Annotated in this window: 19 protein-coding genes; 18 read left to right on the top strand and 1 reads right to left on the bottom strand. The window is 39.1% G+C overall.

The genetic code is table 11. From position 1 onward, the window contains the following. The first annotated feature begins 59 nt into the window (after positions 1-59). The 18 genes from plsX to STRMA_RS07775 all read left to right on the top strand — a co-directional run bounded on the left by plsX (position 60) and on the right by STRMA_RS07775 (position 18,036). Entirely contained in the window at positions 60-1,067 is a 1,008-nt protein-coding gene (gene plsX / locus STRMA_RS07705) for a phosphate acyltransferase PlsX (RefSeq protein ID WP_003082158.1), read from the top strand. Then, complete coding sequence (locus tag STRMA_RS07710; RefSeq protein WP_003080987.1) at positions 1,060-1,305, top strand: acyl carrier protein; 246 nt, start codon at positions 1,060-1,062, stop codon at positions 1,303-1,305. The genes plsX and STRMA_RS07710 overlap by 8 nt, the downstream gene beginning before the upstream one ends. Before the next feature lie 287 nt (positions 1,306-1,592). Then, positions 1,593-1,727: a class IIb bacteriocin, lactobin A/cerein 7B family gene (locus tag STRMA_RS09695; RefSeq protein ID WP_003078572.1), complete on the top strand. Its 135-nt coding sequence runs from the start codon at positions 1,593-1,595 to the stop codon at positions 1,725-1,727. A gap of 48 nt (positions 1,728-1,775) precedes the next feature. Then, complete coding sequence (locus tag STRMA_RS09815; protein WP_003081237.1) at positions 1,776-1,913, top strand: hypothetical protein; 138 nt, start codon at positions 1,776-1,778, stop codon at positions 1,911-1,913. Positions 1,914-1,924: 11 nt separating this feature from the next. Further along, positions 1,925-2,104, top strand: a complete 180-nt coding sequence (locus tag STRMA_RS07715; protein ID WP_003079457.1) for a hypothetical protein — start codon at positions 1,925-1,927, stop codon at positions 2,102-2,104. A 203-nt stretch (positions 2,105-2,307) separates the two neighbouring features. Then, complete coding sequence (locus tag STRMA_RS07720) at positions 2,308-3,129, top strand: ABC transporter ATP-binding protein (protein WP_003080336.1); 822 nt, start codon at positions 2,308-2,310, stop codon at positions 3,127-3,129. A gap of 55 nt (positions 3,130-3,184) precedes the next feature. Beyond that, a complete protein-coding gene (locus tag STRMA_RS07725) occupies positions 3,185-3,613 on the top strand; it encodes a hypothetical protein (protein ID WP_142743715.1) in 429 nt (142 codons plus the stop codon). Positions 3,614-3,750: 137 nt separating this feature from the next. Beyond that, on the top strand, positions 3,751-4,458 hold the full coding sequence (gene purC / locus STRMA_RS07730) for a phosphoribosylaminoimidazolesuccinocarboxamide synthase (RefSeq protein ID WP_040841632.1): 708 nt from the start codon (positions 3,751-3,753) through the stop codon (positions 4,456-4,458). A gap of 363 nt (positions 4,459-4,821) precedes the next feature. Further along, the gene (locus tag STRMA_RS07735) at positions 4,822-8,547 is read left to right on the top strand and encodes a phosphoribosylformylglycinamidine synthase (RefSeq protein WP_003081715.1); all 3,726 of its coding nucleotides are present in this window, start codon (positions 4,822-4,824) and stop codon (positions 8,545-8,547) included. Positions 8,548-8,733: 186 nt separating this feature from the next. After that, complete coding sequence (gene purF / locus STRMA_RS07740) at positions 8,734-10,173, top strand: amidophosphoribosyltransferase (protein ID WP_003079937.1); 1,440 nt, start codon at positions 8,734-8,736, stop codon at positions 10,171-10,173. Positions 10,174-10,294: 121 nt separating this feature from the next. Further along, complete coding sequence (locus STRMA_RS09700; protein ID WP_003082123.1) at positions 10,295-10,465, top strand: hypothetical protein; 171 nt, start codon at positions 10,295-10,297, stop codon at positions 10,463-10,465. Between the two features lie 133 nt (positions 10,466-10,598). Continuing rightward, positions 10,599-11,624, top strand: a complete 1,026-nt coding sequence (purM, locus tag STRMA_RS07745; protein WP_003080371.1) for a phosphoribosylformylglycinamidine cyclo-ligase — start codon at positions 10,599-10,601, stop codon at positions 11,622-11,624. Then, complete coding sequence (gene purN, locus STRMA_RS07750) at positions 11,624-12,175, top strand: phosphoribosylglycinamide formyltransferase (RefSeq protein ID WP_003081611.1); 552 nt, start codon at positions 11,624-11,626, stop codon at positions 12,173-12,175. The genes purM and purN overlap by 1 nt, the downstream gene beginning before the upstream one ends. Positions 12,176-12,214: 39 nt before the next feature. After that, entirely contained in the window at positions 12,215-13,114 is a 900-nt protein-coding gene (locus STRMA_RS07755; RefSeq protein WP_003079802.1) for an exonuclease domain-containing protein, read from the top strand. 172 nt (positions 13,115-13,286) lie between these two features. Further along, positions 13,287-14,834: a bifunctional phosphoribosylaminoimidazolecarboxamide formyltransferase/IMP cyclohydrolase gene (purH, locus tag STRMA_RS07760; protein WP_040841880.1), complete on the top strand. Its 1,548-nt coding sequence runs from the start codon at positions 13,287-13,289 to the stop codon at positions 14,832-14,834. A 244-nt stretch (positions 14,835-15,078) separates the two neighbouring features. Continuing rightward, on the top strand, positions 15,079-16,062 hold the full coding sequence (locus STRMA_RS07765; RefSeq protein WP_003081413.1) for a Gfo/Idh/MocA family protein: 984 nt from the start codon (positions 15,079-15,081) through the stop codon (positions 16,060-16,062). A 121-nt stretch (positions 16,063-16,183) separates the two neighbouring features. Continuing rightward, on the top strand, positions 16,184-17,059 hold the full coding sequence (locus STRMA_RS07770) for an Abi family protein (protein WP_040841883.1): 876 nt from the start codon (positions 16,184-16,186) through the stop codon (positions 17,057-17,059). Positions 17,060-17,136: 77 nt separating this feature from the next. After that, on the top strand, positions 17,137-18,036 hold the full coding sequence (locus tag STRMA_RS07775; protein ID WP_003081522.1) for an Abi family protein: 900 nt from the start codon (positions 17,137-17,139) through the stop codon (positions 18,034-18,036). Positions 18,037-18,203: 167 nt separating this feature from the next. Here STRMA_RS07775 and STRMA_RS09945 read toward each other — a convergent pair whose 3' ends face one another. Continuing rightward, positions 18,204-18,854, bottom strand: a complete 651-nt coding sequence (locus STRMA_RS09945) for a hypothetical protein (protein ID WP_234943960.1) — start codon at positions 18,852-18,854, stop codon at positions 18,204-18,206. Positions 18,855-19,062: the final 208 nt, after the last annotated feature.

Here is a 19,062-nt window from a genome sequence, read left to right on the forward strand (position 1 = left end):
CATTTAGGACTCTTTTGTTCGTGGTATAATTAAACATAATTGTCAAAAAGGAAATTGAAATGAAAAAAATTGCAATTGATGCTATGGGAGGCGATAATGCACCTAAGGCTATTGTCGAAGGTGTTAATCAGGCTCTGGCAGAATTTTCAGATATAGAAATTCAGCTTTATGGTGATAAAGAGGCTATCACAAAATATTTAAAAGCAGAAAAAAGGGTTAGCATCATCCATACGGCTGAAAAGATTGCTTCTGATGATGAGCCTGTTAAGGCAGTCCGAAAGAAAAAGCAGGCTTCCATGGTTTTAGGTGCTCAAGCTGTTAAAGACGGCAAGGCAAATGCTGTTATTTCAGCTGGTAATACAGGGGCTTTGCTGGCTGCGGGTTTATTTGTTGTTGGAAGAATCAAAAATATTGACCGTCCCGGTTTGATGTCTTCTTTGCCGACAGTTGACGGTAAGGGCTTTAATATGCTTGATTTAGGAGCCAATGCGGAAAATACGGCTCATCATCTGCACCAATATGCTATTTTGGGTTCTTTTTATGCCAAAAATGTCAACGGGATTGCTAATCCAAGGATTGGTTTACTAAATAATGGAACTGAAACGACAAAAGGGGATCCTTTGCGTAAGGAGACCTTTGAACTGTTAGCAGCTGATGATTCTCTTCATTTTATAGGAAATGTTGAAGCACGCGATTTGATGGATGGTGTGGCAGATGTTGTTGTAGCAGATGGTTTCACGGGAAACGCTGTTTTGAAATCTATCGAGGGAACGGCTTTGGGCATTATGCGCCAACTTAAAAGCTCTATCCAAGCAGGCGGCTTAAGAGCTAAGTTAGGGGCCTTGCTGCTTAAAAACAGCCTTTATGATATGAAGAACTCTTTGGATTATTCAGGAGCAGGCGGAGCAGTTCTTTTTGGGCTGAAGGCTCCTGTGGTAAAATGCCATGGTTCTAGTGATGCCAAATCTGTTTATTATACGATAAAACAAGTGCGTACTATGCTGGAAACCAATGTTGTCGGTCAGCTTGTAGATGAGTTTTCAAAGAAAGGGGATGCTGATGACTGAAGACGAAATCTTTACAAAAATTTCAACTACTATCAAGGAGCAATTAAATAACAAGGATTTAGTGATTACAAAGGACACTAATATTCAGGATGATTTAAATGTCGATTCAATCGCATTAATGGAATTTGTTATTTCATTAGAAGATGAGTTTAACCTGACTATTCCTGATGAAGATGTTGAAGCCATACAATCCATGGGAGAGATGACAACTTATCTTTCTCATAGATTGAAAGAATAAAAGAATCATTTTTGGGACTGTTTAAGGCTCATGGTCAACTTACAGCAAAGAGACTTATCTTGGCAGCAAGTGAGTCTGGCTTTACCTGTCCTCAAAAATGAAATCAAAAATAGCGAATGAAAGGATTTAGCGACACGAAGGCTAAATCCTTTTTAATTATTGCTCAGGTGACATTTTTGTCACTACTTTTTAGTTTCCTCCCTTTTTATAATAAGGGCATAGCTTGATAGAGTAATCTGATAGCTGATAATTCTAGAATTAAATGGTGAAGAAAGGGGAGAAGACATATGGTTGAAAACAAAATGGATTTTGTGACATTGTCGGATGACGAGTTAGCTGCTATTGAAGGCGGTTTTAACCCTCTTAAAGCGATTGGCGATGCCGCTCATGATTTTGCAAAAGGTTTCCATCGCGGATGGTAAGTCAAAACATGAGAGCAGTTTCTTACTTGAATTTATCGGAGGTAACAAATGGAAGTTTCATATCAAACATTGACAGTGAATGAACTGTCAGAGCTTATCGGCGGCTTCTCAGCTTATCAAGCTGGCTACGCTACTGGACGTGCTATTGCTATTGCAGCAGTTGCAGCTACTTTTGCTGCTTTATAAGGTAGAAGAATATGACTAAAAAATTATTTGCATGGTTTATTGTTATCATAGCGTCGCTTTTATTAGTTATTAAATGGCTCACTAGCCAAACAGCAGATATTGGCGGCTTATTGGGCTTGTTCATTATTATTATGCTTGCTTTGAAACTAGCTGTGAATGGGCATATTGGTGCTGGAAATAGCAGCAAATAATATAAGTCTTTACCGTCCAAGCAAAAACTCTTGCTTGGATGTTAAAGATTTATATGATGAAGGAAAAATGATTTTGGTCTTTTATTATTGATAGGATTAAATTTTGGACTATGGCGGTTAATCAAACTATTTGCTATTACACAGCCTGATCAGCTGCTAGATGGATGGCCATCAAGATGTTCTCATTATGAAAGGAAGAGACAATGTCAGTTTTAGAAGTTAAGCAGCTTCATTTTCAATTTGGCAAACAAACGGTATTGGATAATGTTTCTTTTGCTTTAGACAAGGGAGATATTGCTGGATTGATCGGGGATAATGGTGCAGGGAAAACAACCCTGATGAAGATTATTTCTGGTATTTTGCCTGGTGCTGTTGGAAAGTGTGATTTGTATACAGACAGTGTGGGAGCCCTCATTGAAGAACCTGCTCTTTATCCTTATCTTAGTGTTCAAGAAAATCTTAAGTTTTATTGTAAATTATATGGCAAGGACTATGCTATTATTGATCAGTTTAAAGAAGCTCTTGATGTAACAGTTTATCTCAATCGAAAAGCTTCTAAGCTCTCTCTTGGTATGAGACAGCGTGTGGGACTTTTTATTGCTTTAATTGCTTCAAATGAATTCATTTTGCTGGATGAACCAACAAATGGACTGGATCCTAAAGGCATTAACAGTTTGCTGAATCTTATCAACAAATTAGCAAAGCAATACGGCATTACATTTATCATTTCAAGCCATATCTTAGCCAATTTAGATCAGGTGTGTAACAAGAACTTTTTGCTTCGTCATCATCAGCTAACCTGTCTTGATGATGAAGCACATGCTAAATATAAGATTTACAGCGAAGATAGGAGCCTTAAAGATCTCATCGCTATCTTGACGCGCTATGGTATCACCTTTGAGAGAAAAAATCACACTATTGTTGTTAATGATCTTCAAGCAGTTAAAGATAAGCTAACTAAAGAAGGGATTGTTATCCAATATGAAAAGGCAGGATTAAGTGAGGTATTTTTCGATGAAAACTAAGCAAAGAAGTGTATTTTTAAAGCAAGGGCTTCTCTCAAAAAGTGTTGTTGTCTTCATGGTACTGACATTACTTATGGGAGCTCTTATCATTGTTGCTGATGGCTACTGCCGTACACACTTTGGAGCGGGCAGTCTTATTAGCAGCTATTCCTTTGTAGCTGATATTATGTTTGTTTTCCTAGGTGTTTCTAGCTTTGGCAAGGAATTTCAGTACCGTACCATTAATATGATTCGTATTAGTCATTTATCGGGATTTGAAGTGCTTGTGCGAAAATTACTTGATTTCATTTTTTTAGCACTTCTTTCTGCTAGTTTTTTACTTGCGGAACTGGCCATCTACAAGTATGGTTATCATTATAGTGAAGTCAATCTAGTAACTTATCTTAAACATATCTACCTTGATTTTGCGATTTATGCTTCCATATTAGGTGATTCTGTATTGGAGCTAGAATTAAAGAAAGAAAAGAAAAAAGATGGGCTGTAAGGGAATAACTTTTCAAAAGAACATTCGTAAAAAACGAATGTTCTTTTGAAATTTAATTATAAAGTTTGTGTCATGTTGAATTTAAGCTTGATGTATGTTAAAATAAGATGAATACTTTAGGAAAGGCGAACATTTTGATGACCAGACAACTTATTTATTCAGGTAAAGCAAAGGATATCTTTGCGACGGAAGACGAAAATGTGATTATTGCTCAATATAAGGACCAGGCAACCGCCTTCAATGGTGTGAAAAAGGAACAGATTGCAGGTAAGGGGCAGCTCAATAATCAGATTTCGTCTTTTATTTTTGAAAAATTAAATTCAGCAGGTGTTGCAACACATTTTATTGAAAAGATCTCAGAAACAGAACAGCTGAATAAAAAAGTCCGTATTATTCCTCTGGAAGTTGTTCTGCGTAATGTGACCGCCGGTTCGTTTTCAAAACGTTTTGGTCTTGCAGAAGGTATTGAGCTGGAACAGCCAATTGTTGAGTTTTATTATAAAAATGATGACTTGGATGATCCTTTTATCAATGATGAACATGTAACATTTTTAAAACTTGCTAATGAGAAAGAGATTGCTTTCCTGAAAGAGGAGACGCGTCGCATCAATGGACTTTTGTCAGCTTGGTTCGATCAAATTGGTCTCAAATTAATTGATTTTAAATTAGAATTTGGTTTTGATCAAGAGGGTAAGATTATCTTAGCAGATGAATTTTCACCAGACAACTGCCGGCTTTGGGACGCAAAAGGAAACCATATGGATAAGGATGTCTTTCGAAGAAGTCTTGGTGAGCTGACAGATGTTTATGAAGTCGTTTGGGAAAAATTGCAATTATTAAATTAAGACTAGTAGCAGCTCTTCAAGTCTAAGAGTACCTAAGCTAAACCTGAGGTCTTTTTATTGTACTGGGGAACTGAAAGAAAAGAGCTAGACTGATTCTGAGGGGCAATAGAAGACTGCTGGGTGATATTATCCTAAGGGTCAAAAGACCTAGGCCGGTAAACGGTTATGGGAATTGAGATGTTAATTGAAATTGAGTTAGGGAAAGGCGAAAGCAGTTTTGCCTTTCCATCACATTCAAAAAGAATAAAGGAAGGATTGAAGCCGTCCGGAAAGCTTGGAAAAAAGACAGCCTGTTTCTGAAATTCTGATTTCAGATGGCCTCCTATTTTCTTTCGCTTTCTTGTCGGACTTGGTAGCTTGTTGATGGATAAACGTATTTTCGTTGAGAAAAAAACAAACTTTGGCATTAAATCAGAGTCGCTGGTTAAAGAGCTGACGCATCATTTACAATTAAGCTCATTAAAAACTTTGCGTATTGTGCAGGTTTATGATGTCTTTAATCTAGAAGAAAACTTATTTGCGCGTGCGGAAAAACATATTTTTTCAGAACAAGTAACAGATCATATTTTAAATGAGGAACAAGTGACAAAAGCACTGAAAGATTCGGCTTTCTTTGCTATTGAAAGTTTGCCGGGTCAGTTTGACCAGCGGGCAGCCTCTTCTCAAGAAGCCTTGCTTTTGCTTGGCAGCAACAGCCAGGTGACAGTAAATACGTCACAGCTTTATCTTGTTAATCAAGATATTGCTGCTGCTGAGCTGGATGCGGTGAAGAAATACTTATTGAATCCAGTTGATTCGCGTTTTAAAGATATTACTGCTCCTATCGCCCGGCAAGATTTTTCTGAGTCAGATAAGACCATTCCTCAGCTCGATTTTTTTGAGACTTATACGGCTGAGGACTTTGCTCAGTATAAGGCCGAGCAAGGTTTAGCTATGGAAGTGGCTGATCTGGTCTTCATTCAAGATTATTTCAAGTCAATCGGGCGCGTGCCAACTGAAACTGAGCTCAAGGTTTTGGATACTTACTGGTCAGACCACTGCCGTCACACGACTTTTGAGACAGAGCTGAAGAATATTGACTTTTCAGCTTCAAAATTTGAGGCACAGCTGCAAGCTACTTATGATAAATATGTGGCTATGCGTGATGAATTAGGACGTTCTGAAAAACCACAGACCTTGATGGATATGGCAACCATTTTTGGTCGTTACGAACGTGCTAATGGTCGTTTGGATGACATGGAAGTGTCTGATGAGATTAATGCCTGCTCGGTTGAGATTGAAGTGGATGTTGCAGGTCGAAAAGAGCCTTGGCTTCTTATGTTTAAAAATGAGACCCACAATCATCCAACTGAGATTGAGCCATTTGGGGGTGCTGCGACCTGTATTGGCGGTGCGATTCGCGATCCTTTGTCAGGCCGTTCTTATGTTTATCAGGCCATGCGTATCTCTGGTGCAGGGGATATTACAGCTCCAATCGCTGAAACACGCAAAGGGAAATTACCGCAGCAAGTTATCTCTAAGACGGCAGCACATGGCTACTCTTCCTATGGGAATCAGATTGGTCTGGCGACAACTTATGTCAAAGAGTACTTCCATCCAGGATTTGTTGCTAAACGTATGGAACTTGGTGCGGTTGTTGGGGCAGCGCCAAAAGAAAATGTTGTCCGTGAAAAACCTGAAGCTGGTGATGTGGTCATCTTACTTGGCGGTAAAACTGGGCGTGACGGTGTCGGCGGTGCTACAGGTTCCTCTAAAGTTCAAACCGCTGCATCTGTAGAAACAGCTGGCGCTGAAGTTCAAAAAGGAAATGCTATTGAAGAGCGAAAGATTCAACGTCTTTTCCGCAATGGCGATGTGACGCGTCTGATTAAGAAATCCAACGACTTTGGTGCTGGCGGTGTTTGTGTGGCTATCGGTGAATTAGCAGATGGCCTTAACATTAATCTAGATAAGGTACCGCTTAAATATCAAGGCCTTAACGGAACAGAAATTGCCATTTCAGAATCGCAAGAACGTATGGCAGTGGTCGTTCGTCCAAAAGATGTTGATGCTTTTATTGCTGAATGCCATAAGGAAAATATTGATGCTGTTGCGGTGGCAACCGTAACTGAAAAGCCCAATCTTGTCATGACTTGGAATGGCGATACTATAGTTGACTTGGAACGCGCTTTCCTTGATACAAATGGGGTGCGTGTGGTGGTTGATGCCAATGTTGTTGATAGTCCAGCTGATATGCCAGAACAAGGCACCACCTCAGCTGCAACCCTTGAAGCAGATACCATCAAGGTCTTATCTGACCTTAACCATGCCAGTCAAAAGGGTCTTCAAACCATCTTTGACTCTTCCGTTGGCCGCTCAACTGTCAATCATCCCATTGGCGGCCGTTACCAAATCACCCCAGCGGAAAGTTCAGTGCAAAAACTGCCGGTTCAAGATGGTGAGACAAGGACAGCTTCTGTAATGGCACAAGGTTTCAATCCTTATCTTGCTGAGTGGTCGCCATACCACGGTGCAGCCTATGCCGTTATTGAAGCAACAGCTCGTCTTGTTGCGACAGGAGCAAACTGGTCTAAAGCTCGTTTTTCATATCAAGAATATTTTAAGCGTATGGATAAAGAAGCTGAACGCTTTGGACAGCCAGTCGCAGCTTTATTAGGTTCTATCGAAGCACAAATGCAGCTTGGTTTGCCGTCCATTGGCGGTAAAGATTCGATGTCAGGTACTTTTGAAGAATTAAATGTACCGCCTACTTTGGTTGCCTTTGGTGTCACAACAGCTGACAGCCATCAGGTTCTATCTCCAGAATTCAAAGCAGCCGGTCAAAATATTTACTATATTCCAGGTCAAGCCATCTCTCAAGATATTGACTTTGATCTTATAAAAGCTAATTTTGCTAAATTTGAAGCCATTCAAAAAGCCCATCATATCACTTCAGCGTCTGCTGTTAAATATGGCGGTGTCATTGAAAGTTTGGCACTGGCTGCTTTTGGTAATCACATTGGAGCTAAAGTAGAATTGGCAGAGCTTTCTGCTTGCTTGACAGCACAGCTTGGCGGATTTATCTTTACATCAACAGAAGCTATTGCTGATGTGGTTAAAATTGGTCAGACAGTCGCAGACTTTACAGTAACTGTCAATGATGTCAACTTATCCGGTCTTAAATTACTCAATGCCTTTGAAGGGACCTTAGCAGAAGTTTATCCAACTGAATTTGAACAAAGTGAGGATTTGCAAGATCTGCCAGCTCTTGCTTCAAATGCTGTTATCCAAGCTAAAGAAAAAATTGAGCAGCCGCTTGTTTATATTCCTGTTTTTCCTGGCACTAATTCAGAATATGATTCAGCCAAGGCTTTTGAGAAAGAAGGAGCTGCTGTCAGCATGATACCATTTGTGACCCTCAGTGAAGAAACTATTGCTGCTTCGGTTGACACTATGGTTGACAACATTGTCAAGGCTAACATCATCTTCTTTGCAGGTGGTTTCTCAGCAGCAGATGAGCCAGATGGATCGGCTAAGTTTATCGTTAATATCTTACTCAATGAAAAAGTTCGCACAGCTATTGACAGCTTCATTGCAAAAGGCGGCTTAATGATTGGTATTTGTAATGGTTTCCAAGCTCTTGTCAAATCAGGTCTTCTGCCTTATGGTGACTTTGAAAAAGTTTCCGAAACCAGTCCTACCCTTTTCTGCAATGATGCCAATCAGCACGTGGCTAAAATGGTAGAAACCCGTATTACCAACACCAATTCACCATGGTTGGCAGGCGTTAAAGTCGGTGATATTCACACTATTCCCGTTTCTCATGGTGAAGGGAAGTTTGTCGTGACAGCAGAAGAATTTGCTGAGCTTCGTGACAATGGTCAAATCTTTAGCCAATATGTGGACTTTAACGGCAAGCCTTCTATGGATTCCAAATATAATCCAAATGGATCTGTTAATGCTATTGAAGGTATCACAAGCAAGAACGGTCAAATCATCGGTAAAATGGGACATTCAGAACGCTACGAAGACGGTCTTTTCCAAAATATTCCGGGAAATAAAGATCAGCATCTTTTCCGCAGTGCAGTAGCCTACTTTACTGGGAAATAGATAGATTGAACAGCACAGAGCTTCCTCAAAATTTAATTGTAATGACTATTAGAGAAAATTGTGAGTGAAGCGAGCTCTAACCGTATCTCTCCGCCGCAGTGATATTTGGGAGAAAGTCAGCGAAGAAAGCTAAGAGCCTCCCCGCTGCCTAAGGAGAGCTACAAAAAGATAATTAGGAAAAACATAATGACATACGAAGTAAAATCTCTTAATGAAGAATGCGGTTTGTTTGGTATTTGGGGACATCCCCAAGCTGCGCAGGTGACTTATTTTGGCCTTCACAGCCTCCAGCACCGCGGGCAAGAAGGAGCTGGTATCTTATCCAATGATCAAGGAAAACTTTTGCGTCATCGTGATACAGGTCTGGTTTCAGAAGTTTTTAAAAATCCAGCTAATCTGGAGAAGTTAACAGGTCAGGCAGCTATTGGGCATGTTCGTTATGCAACAGCTGGTGAGGCTTCTATTGATAATATTCAGCCCTTCCATTTCAAATTCTATGATATGGAGTTTGGTTTGGCTCACAATGGAAATTTAACAAATACACAGACCTTAAAGAAAGAATTAGAACATAGTGGTGCTATTTTTTCATCATCATCAGATACGGAAATCTTAGCTCATCTCATTCGGCGCAGCCATAATCCTAGTTTTATCGGTAAGGTCAAGGAAGCTCTCAATACAGTTAAAGGCGGTTTTGCTTATCTTGTCATGTTGGAAGATAAGCTGATAGCGGCCCTTGACCCAAATGGTTTTCGTCCTCTTTCTATCGGGAAAATGGCGAACGGTGCCATTGTCGTTTCCTCTGAAACCTGTGCCTTTGAAGTAGTCGGTGCCAAGTGGATTCGCGATGTTAAGCCTGGAGAATTAGTGGTCATTGATAAAGAGGGGATCCACTATGATCGCTATACAGATGAGACGCAATTAGCTATCTGCTCAATGGAATACATTTACTTTTCACGGCCGGACAGTGTGATTCACGGTGTTAATGTTCATACGGCTCGTAAGAATACGGGTCGCCGTTTGGCACAGGAATTTAAACATAAGGCCGATATTGTAGTCGGGGTGCCTAATTCATCACTTTCAGCAGCCAGCGGTTTTTCCGAAGAATCAGGACTGCCTAATGAAATGGGCTTGATTAAAAACCAGTACACACAGCGTACTTTTATTCAGCCGACACGTGAATTGCGGGAACAAGGGGTTCGTATGAAACTATCTGCGGTGTCTAGCATTGTCAAAGGCAAGCGCGTGGTTATGGTAGATGACTCTATTGTGAGAGGAACAACCAGCCGCCGTATTGTCCAGCTCCTGCGTGAAGCAGGTGCGGCAGAGGTTCATGTCGCTATTGCCAGTCCGCCGCTGGCTTATCCTTGTTTTTATGGGATTGATATTCAGACACGTAAGGAATTGATTGCCGCTAATCATACTGTCGAGGAAACCTGCGAGATCATTGGGGCAGATAGTTTGACTTATTTATCTCTTGATGGCTTGATAGCCTCTATAGGCCTTGAGACAGATGCACCCAATGGCGGTCTTTGTGTAGCTTACTTTGATGGGAAGTATCCAACTCCGCTCTATGATTACGAAGAAGACTATCGTAAGAGTTTGGAAGAGAAAACGAGTTTTTACTAAGACTCTTTGGCAATCAACCTTGGCAGCAGTAGATCTCTTTGATGCACTCTATACCAATCTGCATCGGTCTGCCTTTGTCAATCCTTGATTATCAGTGAGTATAGAATGAAAGGAAAGAGCCATGAAATTAGATATTCGTGCAAGCGATCATAGTAAAAACAAGGATTTCCACTATGAATTTGCAATTTCCGATAAGATCTTGTTGGGTCTTGTGGCTGTGAGTTTTGGAGCAGCAGCTGTGATAGCAGTCTCTAAAAATTGGAAATCCCAACGTAAAAAATGGTGGCAATAAGTTTGCCTGGTTAGTGGAAGTAAGGGAGTTAAATATCTCCATGAGGTCTAGGCTCCACTTTCTTCTCGATAACAAGGGTGTTTACCAAAACATCGCAGTACAATAGAGTTTCTAAAAATAGAAAGGGACTATTATGTCTGAAAATAAAAATGCATACGCCCAATCTGGTGTTGATGTTGAAGCGGGCTATGAAGTGGTTGAACGTATTAAGAAACATGTGGCGCGTACCGAGCGTCTTGGTGCTATGGGAGCGCTTGGTGGTTTTGGCGGTATGTTTGATTTGTCCAAGGTTGCTGTCAAGGAGCCAGTCCTCATTTCAGGTACTGACGGTGTTGGCACCAAGCTTATGTTAGCCATCAAGTACGACAAGCACGATACTATCGGTCAAGACTGTGTGGCCATGTGTGTCAATGACATTATCGCTGCTGGTGCTGAGCCCCTCTACTTCCTTGACTATATCGCGACCGGGAAGAATGATCCGGCTAAGCTGGAGCAAGTCGTAGCTGGCGTTGCTGAAGGCTGTGTGCAATCCGGCGCTGCCCTTATCGGCGGTGAAACCGCTGAAATGCCTGGTATGTATGGCGAGGAGGATTATGACCTGGCTGGTTTTGCAGTCGGTGTAGCTGAAAAATCACAGATGATTGACGGCTCCAAAGTCAAAGAAGGCGATGTTCTCCTTGGCCTTGCTTCCAGTGGGATTCACTCAAACGGCTATTCGCTTGTCCGCCGGGTTTTTGCAGATTATACGGGCGAAGAGGAGCTTCCAGAGTTAGAAGGCAAAAAGCTAAAAGAAGTTCTGCTTGAACCGACACGTATCTACGTTAAAGCAGCTCTGCCGCTTATCAAAGAAGAATTGGTAAATGGAATCGCCCACATCACAGGCGGCGGTTTTATCGAAAATGTCCCGCGTATGTTTGCGGACGATCTGGCAGCAGAAATTGAAGAAGATAAGCTGCCAGTGCTGCCAATCTTTAAGGCCCTTGAAAAATACGGCGAGCTGAAACACGAAGAAATGTTTGAAATCTTCAATATGGGTATTGGTCTCATGCTGGCTGTCAGCCCCCAAAAGGTTGACCGTGTCAAAGACTTGCTTGATGAACCCGTTTATGAGCTGGGCCGTATCGTGAAGAAGGCTGATGCAAGTGTGGTGATGAAATAATGAGCAAAAAAATTGCTGTTTTTGCAAGTGGTAACGGTTCGAATTTCCAAGTTATCGCAGAACAATTCCCAGTTGCATTTGTTTTCTCTGACCACCGCGGTGTCTATGTCTTGGAGCGTGCTAAAAATCTAGATGTTAAAAGCTACGCCTTTGAGCTCAAAGAATTTGCCAGCAAGGCTGCTTATGAACAGGCTATCGTTGACTTGCTGGATCGGCATCAGATTGACCTGATTTGCCTAGCAGGCTACATGAAAATCGTAGGTTCGACCTTACTGGCAGCCTATCAAGGCCGTATCATCAATATCCACCCAGCCTACCTGCCAGAATTTCCCGGTGCTCACGCAATAGAAGATGCTTGGAATGCCGGTGTTAACCAATCCGGTGTCACTATCCACTGGGTAGACAGTGGCGTTGACACAGGGAAAATTATCAAGCAAGTACGCGTGCCGCGCCTGCCAGACGACACCATTGAAAGTTTTGAAGAGCGGATTCATAAACATGAGTATCAACTCTATCCAAGAGTTATTAAAGAATTGATAAACAAGAACTAAAATTATAGGTTAACTATACAATTACGAAGGAATTGAATAATGAAAAGCACAAACTACACCAAACAAATTATCTCTGATTATTGTGTTTTAGATACTGAAACAACAGGATTGTCAGCTTATTATGATGAAGTAATTGAAATTGGTATTCTAAGAATTAGAGATAATAAAATTGTAGGACGATATTCTCAACTAATTCAGCCGAAGTATGAAATTGATCCTTTTATAACTTCATTAACAGGTATCACAAATGAGATGGTTGCAAATATGCCATCCATATTGGATGTTAAAGAAGAGGTGTTAGCATTTATTGGAGATGATATCATTATTGGTCATAACACCTCATTTGATATTAGGTTTCTTAATGAAGGATTTAAAGAATTACTTGATAATAGATATATGGATACTATTCAGTTTGCACGTAAATTATATCCAGAATTAAAACATTATCGGCTTTCTGACTTAACTAAATATTTGGGGCTTTATAATAATGAGCATCGTGCCATTGCTGATTGTATTGCGACAAAGGAATTATATGATGACATAAAATCAACGATGGGTAAGAAAGGTCTAAAAATAGAAAACCTATGGGTAAACAGTAAGTATAATGGTGGGAAGAGTATTGATATTAAATCAATAGCCCCAACAACTGTTGATATAGATGAGGACAATTTTTTCTACGGTCGACATGTTGTGTTCACTGGGAAACTGGAAAAAATGATTAGACGAGATGCTATGCAAATAGTGGTAAATCTTGGTGGGGTTTTAGATAAGAATGTAACTAAACAAACTAATTATTTAATATTAGGTAATAATGATTATAATGCTATTCTTAAGGGAGAAAAGTCTTCAAAACAGAAGAAAGCAGAACGGTTAAAACTTAAAGGTCAGGATATAGAAGTTATAGATGAATTTACTTTTTATGACTTACTCAATAATTAAAAGATCTTAGGCTTATTTTAAGTATTAAATTTCAAAGGAAGACACTTTAAAAAGAAAGGAATTGAAGCCGTCCAGAAAGCTCGGAAAAAAGAGAAACATCTCCTAGACACAAGCGTTTATGTCTAGTTTCCTATTTTTCAGTCGCCTTCTAGTCGGACTTGGTATCTTCATTATGACTAAACGCGCACTTATCAGCGTCTCAGATAAAACGGGCATTGTTGAATTTGCCCAAGAACTTAAAAACTTAGGTTGGGACATCATCTCAACTGGTGGAACCAAGGTTGCCCTTGATAATGCTGGGGTTGCAACCATTGCTATCGATGATGTGACTGGTTTTCCTGAAATGATGGACGGCCGTGTCAAGACCCTTCATCCAAATATCCACGGCGGGCTCTTGGCTCGCCGAGACCTTGACAGCCATTTGCAGGCGGCTAAGGACAACAATATCGAACTTATTGATTTGGTCGTAGTTAACCTCTACCCATTCAAGGAAACCATCCTCAAACCAGATGTAACCTATGCGGATGCTGTAGAAAATATTGACATTGGCGGTCCTTCCATGCTGCGCTCGGCAGCAAAAAACCACGCCAGTGTGACAGTTGTGGTTGATCCAGCCGACTATGCTCTTGTTTTAGAAGAACTGGCTGACGCAGGTCAGACGACATTTGAAATGCGCCAGCGCTTGGCAGCCAAGGTTTACCGCCATACCGCAGCTTATGATGCCTTGATTGCTGAGTATTTCACCGCCCAAGTCGGCGAAAGCAAGCCTGAAAAACTAACCCTTACTTACGACCTTAAACAGCCAATGCGCTACGGTGAAAATCCACAGCAGGATGCGGATTTCTACCAAAAAGCCCTGCCAACAGACTATTCTATCGCCTCTGCTAAACAGCTCAACGGTAAAGAGCTGTCCTTTAACAATATCCGTGATGCTGATGCGGCCATTCGCATCATTCGTGACTTCAGAGAGCGTCCAACCGTTGTGGCGCTTAAGCACATGAACCCATGCGGTATTGGCCAAGCTGACGACATTGAGACAGCTTGGGACTATGCCTATGAAGCCGATCCAGTCTCTATTTTTGGTGGTATCGTAGTTCTTAACCGCCAAGTTGACGCAGCAACAGCAAAGAAAATGCATAGTATTTTCCTTGAAATTATCATTGCACCAAGCTACACTGATGAAGCACTAACCATTCTTACTACTAAAAAGAAAAACTTGCGTATCCTTGAGCTGCCATTTGAATCTCAGGAAGCTAGTGAGACTGAAAAAGAATTGACAGGTGTTGTCGGAGGGCTCCTTGTGCAAAATCAAGATGTTATTGAAGAGAATCCGGCTGACTGGAAGGTTGTTACCAAACGCCAGCCAAGTGAAACTGAAAAAACAGCCCTTGAGTTTGCTTGGAAGGCGATTAAGTATGTCAAGTCTAACGGTATTATCATAACAAACGACCACATGACTCTTGGTGTTGGTCCGGGGCAAACCAACCGTGTGGCTTCTGTCCGTATTGCTATCGACCAAGCTAAAGATCATCTTGATGGTGCTGTCCTTGCTTCTGATGCCTTCTTTCCATTTGCTGATAATGTAGAAGAAATCGCAGCCGCAGGGATCAAGGCCATTATTCAGCCAGGCGGCTCTATCCGCGACCAAGAGTCTATTGACATGGCTGACAAACACGGTATTACTATGATCTTTACCGGTGTGAGACATTTTAGACATTAAGAAAAAGAAAAAAGAACTTTAAGTTTTCTGAAAGAAAAGTTTAAGGACAAGTTAAGCTAGTCCGACTATACTATAGTCATCCTAGCAATAGGATATCCTAAAACTTTTCTTTTTCATAAATCTCCTAGAAAGCACCAACTCTTTTGAGCTGGTGCTTTTGTTGTTTCATCTAAAGGGTATTTTTATCTGATTTCTGTTATAATAAAAGAACAGGATAAGCATAAAATAAAAAAAAAGGGAAATCATGGCACAAATCAAACACTATAATTGGGCAACTTTAGGAACAGGCGTTATCGCTAATCAACTGGCGCAAGCCTTAGAAGATCAAGGCCGAAAACTTTACTCGGTAGCTAATCGCAGTTATGATAAGGGCTTAGCTTTTGCCCAAAAATATGGCATTGCCAAAGTCTATGAAACTATTGATGAGGTCTTTGAGGATCCAGAGGTTGATATTATTTATATTTCGACTCCGCATAACACCCATATCCATTTTTTACGCAAGGCCTTAGCTCATGGGAAACATGTTCTTTGCGAAAAGTCTATCACTCTAAATTCAGAAGAATTAGCCGAGGCTGTCCAGCTAGCTGAGAAAAATCATGTTATCTTAGCAGAAGCCATGACCATTTTTCATATGCCCATTTACCGCAAACTCTCAGAGATTGTGAATGCTGGCAGACTAGGGGAACTAAAGCTCATTCAGATGAATTTTGGCAGCTATAAGGATTATGACATGACAAATCGTTTCTTTAATCGCGATTTAGCAGGAGGTGCCTTGCTGGATATTGGCGTTTATGCTCTCTCTTTTGTCCGCTGGTTTATGACGTCAAGCCCCAATCAAATAGCTTCGCAGGTTAAGCTAGCACCAACCGGTGTGGATGAGCAGGTGGGAATTCTCCTAACCAATGAGGAAGGGCAGATGGCAACGGTTGCTCTCAGTCTTCATGCTAAGCAGCCAAAACGTGGCACTATCGCTTACGACAAGGGCTATATTGAACTTTACGAGTATCCCCGCGGTCAAAAGGCAGTTATTACCTATACTGATGACGGTCATCAAGAAATAATCGAAGCAGGAGACACCGCACAGGCCCTTGCCTATGAAGTAGCAGATATGGAAAAAGCTGTTGCTGGCATCGAAAACACCATGCACCTAGACTACACCCAGGATGTCATGACGATCATGAGCCAGCTGCGCAGAGAATGGGGCATGACTTATCCTGAAGAAGAATAGAGAAGGATTATTTCTTAATCCTTGACAAATTACGGATAACTTTAGTAAAATGAAATCAATAGGACCGCCCACCTCTCTCTCTGATGTGACAAGGCGGACATTTTTTTATATGGATGATGGGATGGAAATTAAAGAATTTAAGACTTTTGAAGAGCAGGTAGCCAAACTAGTTGAACACGGATGCGAGAATATAACCTCCGAGGAATATGCTATCAATATTCTGAAACGTATCAATTATTATCGGCTAACTGCTTATTTTTTACCTTTCAGAGATGAAAAGACTCAAAAATATAATAATAATAAAATATCCCTAGAAAAGGTTTATAGCCTCTATCAGTTTGATTCAGAACTCAGACTACTGTTAATGGAGTATCTTGAAGATATTGAATTATATTTTAGGACACAAATAGCCTATCATCATGCCAACCAATATGGTGCATTAGCTTATAAAAACAGCCAAAACTTTAATAAGTTTCATAAACACGAAGAGTTTATGGAGAATCTCGAAAAAGAGTTAAGCTATCGAAGAAAAGATCCTGTTTATAAACATCATCAACTTAAGTATGATGGCGAATTTCCTCTCTGGGTCTTGGTTGAATTTTTCTCATTTGGTATGACTTCTAAATTTTATGCTGACAGTCTAAATGACATTCAAAGTATTATTGCTCAGGATTTAAAATTAAAAACAACTCAAGTTCGTACCTACCTTGAAGTCGCAGTTGTCCTCAGAAATTATTGTGCCCATTATGGTAGATTGTATTATAGAAGTTTTACAAAAATTCCCCGGCAACTTCCATCTTTTATGACTGAAAATATCAAAATTAAAAATCGCCTCATGGCTCAATTGTATGCCATTAAACAGCTATATGGTGACAATGAAAAATGGAATAAAGATTTTATTTTGCGTTTAAGAGCACTATTTACGAAATACCAATCCAGTATCCGTTTATACCACTTAGGCTTCACCAATGATTGGGAAGTTGTTTTGAAGAAATAAAGATACAAGAAGTGAGCTGGTAGGCTTGCTTTTTTGGTATAATAAATAGAGAATAACTATGTTAAGAAGTTAGGAATATGTCTAAACAGAAGAAATTAAATAACGTTGAATTAGTCAATCATTTAGAGGCAAAAGGGATAACCTTTAGAAATATTTCTAAAGGTCAAGCGATTACTTTTATTGATAAGACTAATTATTATTACAAAATTGCAGCTTTTCGGAAGAATTTTAAAAAAAGAGATGGCAAGTATATTGACTTAGATTTTGAATATTTAAAAGATTTAGCTTCTATAGATATGCAGATTAGAAATTTGTTATTCTCTATTTCGATTAATACTGAACATTTTATAAAAACAGAGATCTCAAGGCTTATAAATAATAATTCTAAAGAAAATGGTTACAATATCATAAAGGAGTTTCAAAACTCTAAAGAATACAAAAGATATTATAATTTAACAAAGAAAAAATTCAAACAATCTCGTTATCAACATGATATGTATGAAAAGAGGAAAAAAGATTATCCTTATTGGGCTTTGTTGGAACATATGGATTATGGCTGTTTAATAAAATTTGTTAAGTTTTACTATTCTAAATATAAAAATAAATCAAAATCATTAAAAAAAGCAGTTGAATTAGGTGATAATGCACGTTATATTAGAAATGCTTGTGCTCACAATAGTGTATTTATCATCAATGTTTTTGAAGAAAACAGTAAATTAAACAATGTTAATGCAAATGTAACGACCTTAGCGAAGCAGATAGGTGTATATAAATTCAAGAATTATAAAAAGGTAAATGACTTGTTATCGTTGTGTGCTTTATCAAAAGCTTATTGTTCAAAACCTGTTTTAGAGTATCAAAGAAAAGATTTAGATAACTTTTTAGAGCGATATTATCGTAACAAGGATTATTATAGAAAAAATCTGGAGCTCACTAAAATGATAACCGTTTTTGAGAAAATTCAAAAAATTATTTGAAGGTTATGGCTTGACGTTTATTTACCATTCGTGATACAATGATAAAAACGTGTAAGACTGATTAAGTTCAGCGCCCTATAACTTATGCGTGCGTAAGTAAGGGAATTCTAATTTATAAAAAGACTAGCTGATTTTTTATCAGCTAGTCTTTTTATGTTTTTAAGTGATCATCTTTTATGTAATCTTTTGCGAAATTTTCTATTATTAATAATTACTTTTACAAGACCATTTTGAGGTTTATAAAAAATAGTTTGGAACAATAACCAGCTTATTATGGATAAGAATACTCCACTGAGGATGCTATAAACGGTTAAAGTGTAATAATCTGAAAACTTATTCAATGTACTTAGAAGAAAAGGTAACTTTTTTGTACTTATTAAATTAGCTAATATGTTAATAGATATTGTAGTGTAAAAGAGTAAAATAGTTAGAAAATTTTTAATGAATTGGAAACTTTTGAAAAAAATAAATTGTTTTTTAATTGTATTTCCTGTTGTAGAAAGGTTTTGAAAAACTATAGGGATAATGGCTGGTAAAGTCAATGTAATGATATTATTACCTTTTTCATTGGGAAACAGTGACATAAGAAAGCCCACTAAAGAAGTTGTACTAATAAAGATTATGATAGCAATAAAAAGTACTTTTGCATCTTTTTGTTTAAAAGAATATTTTGTAAAAAATAGTATTCTAGCGTATAAAGTTAAAATATATATCAATATGATAGCTGGAATAAATGATATTTTCAAATAGTCTGGCTTGGATACTGTGACTATTACCGCTAACAATAGATAGAAAGATAATAATTCTCCAATAATCATGCACTTTTGGTTAAAGAAAAACGACAGCTTTCCAGCTAGTAGTTTTATGATGAATAGATATCTAAAGAGAATTAAAATAATAACAAAAATAGTAGTAGGAAATGGTGATGGATTCCAATAGAATATAGGAGTTAGAATTAATATCGTGAGAAAATCCGTTAGAATATGTACCCAAGGTTTGTTACTTATGAGCCATTTTGTAAAAAAG

The organism is Streptococcus macacae NCTC 11558 (assembly GCF_000187995.2).
GTDB classification, from domain to species: Bacteria; Bacillota; Bacilli; order Lactobacillales; family Streptococcaceae; genus Streptococcus; species Streptococcus macacae.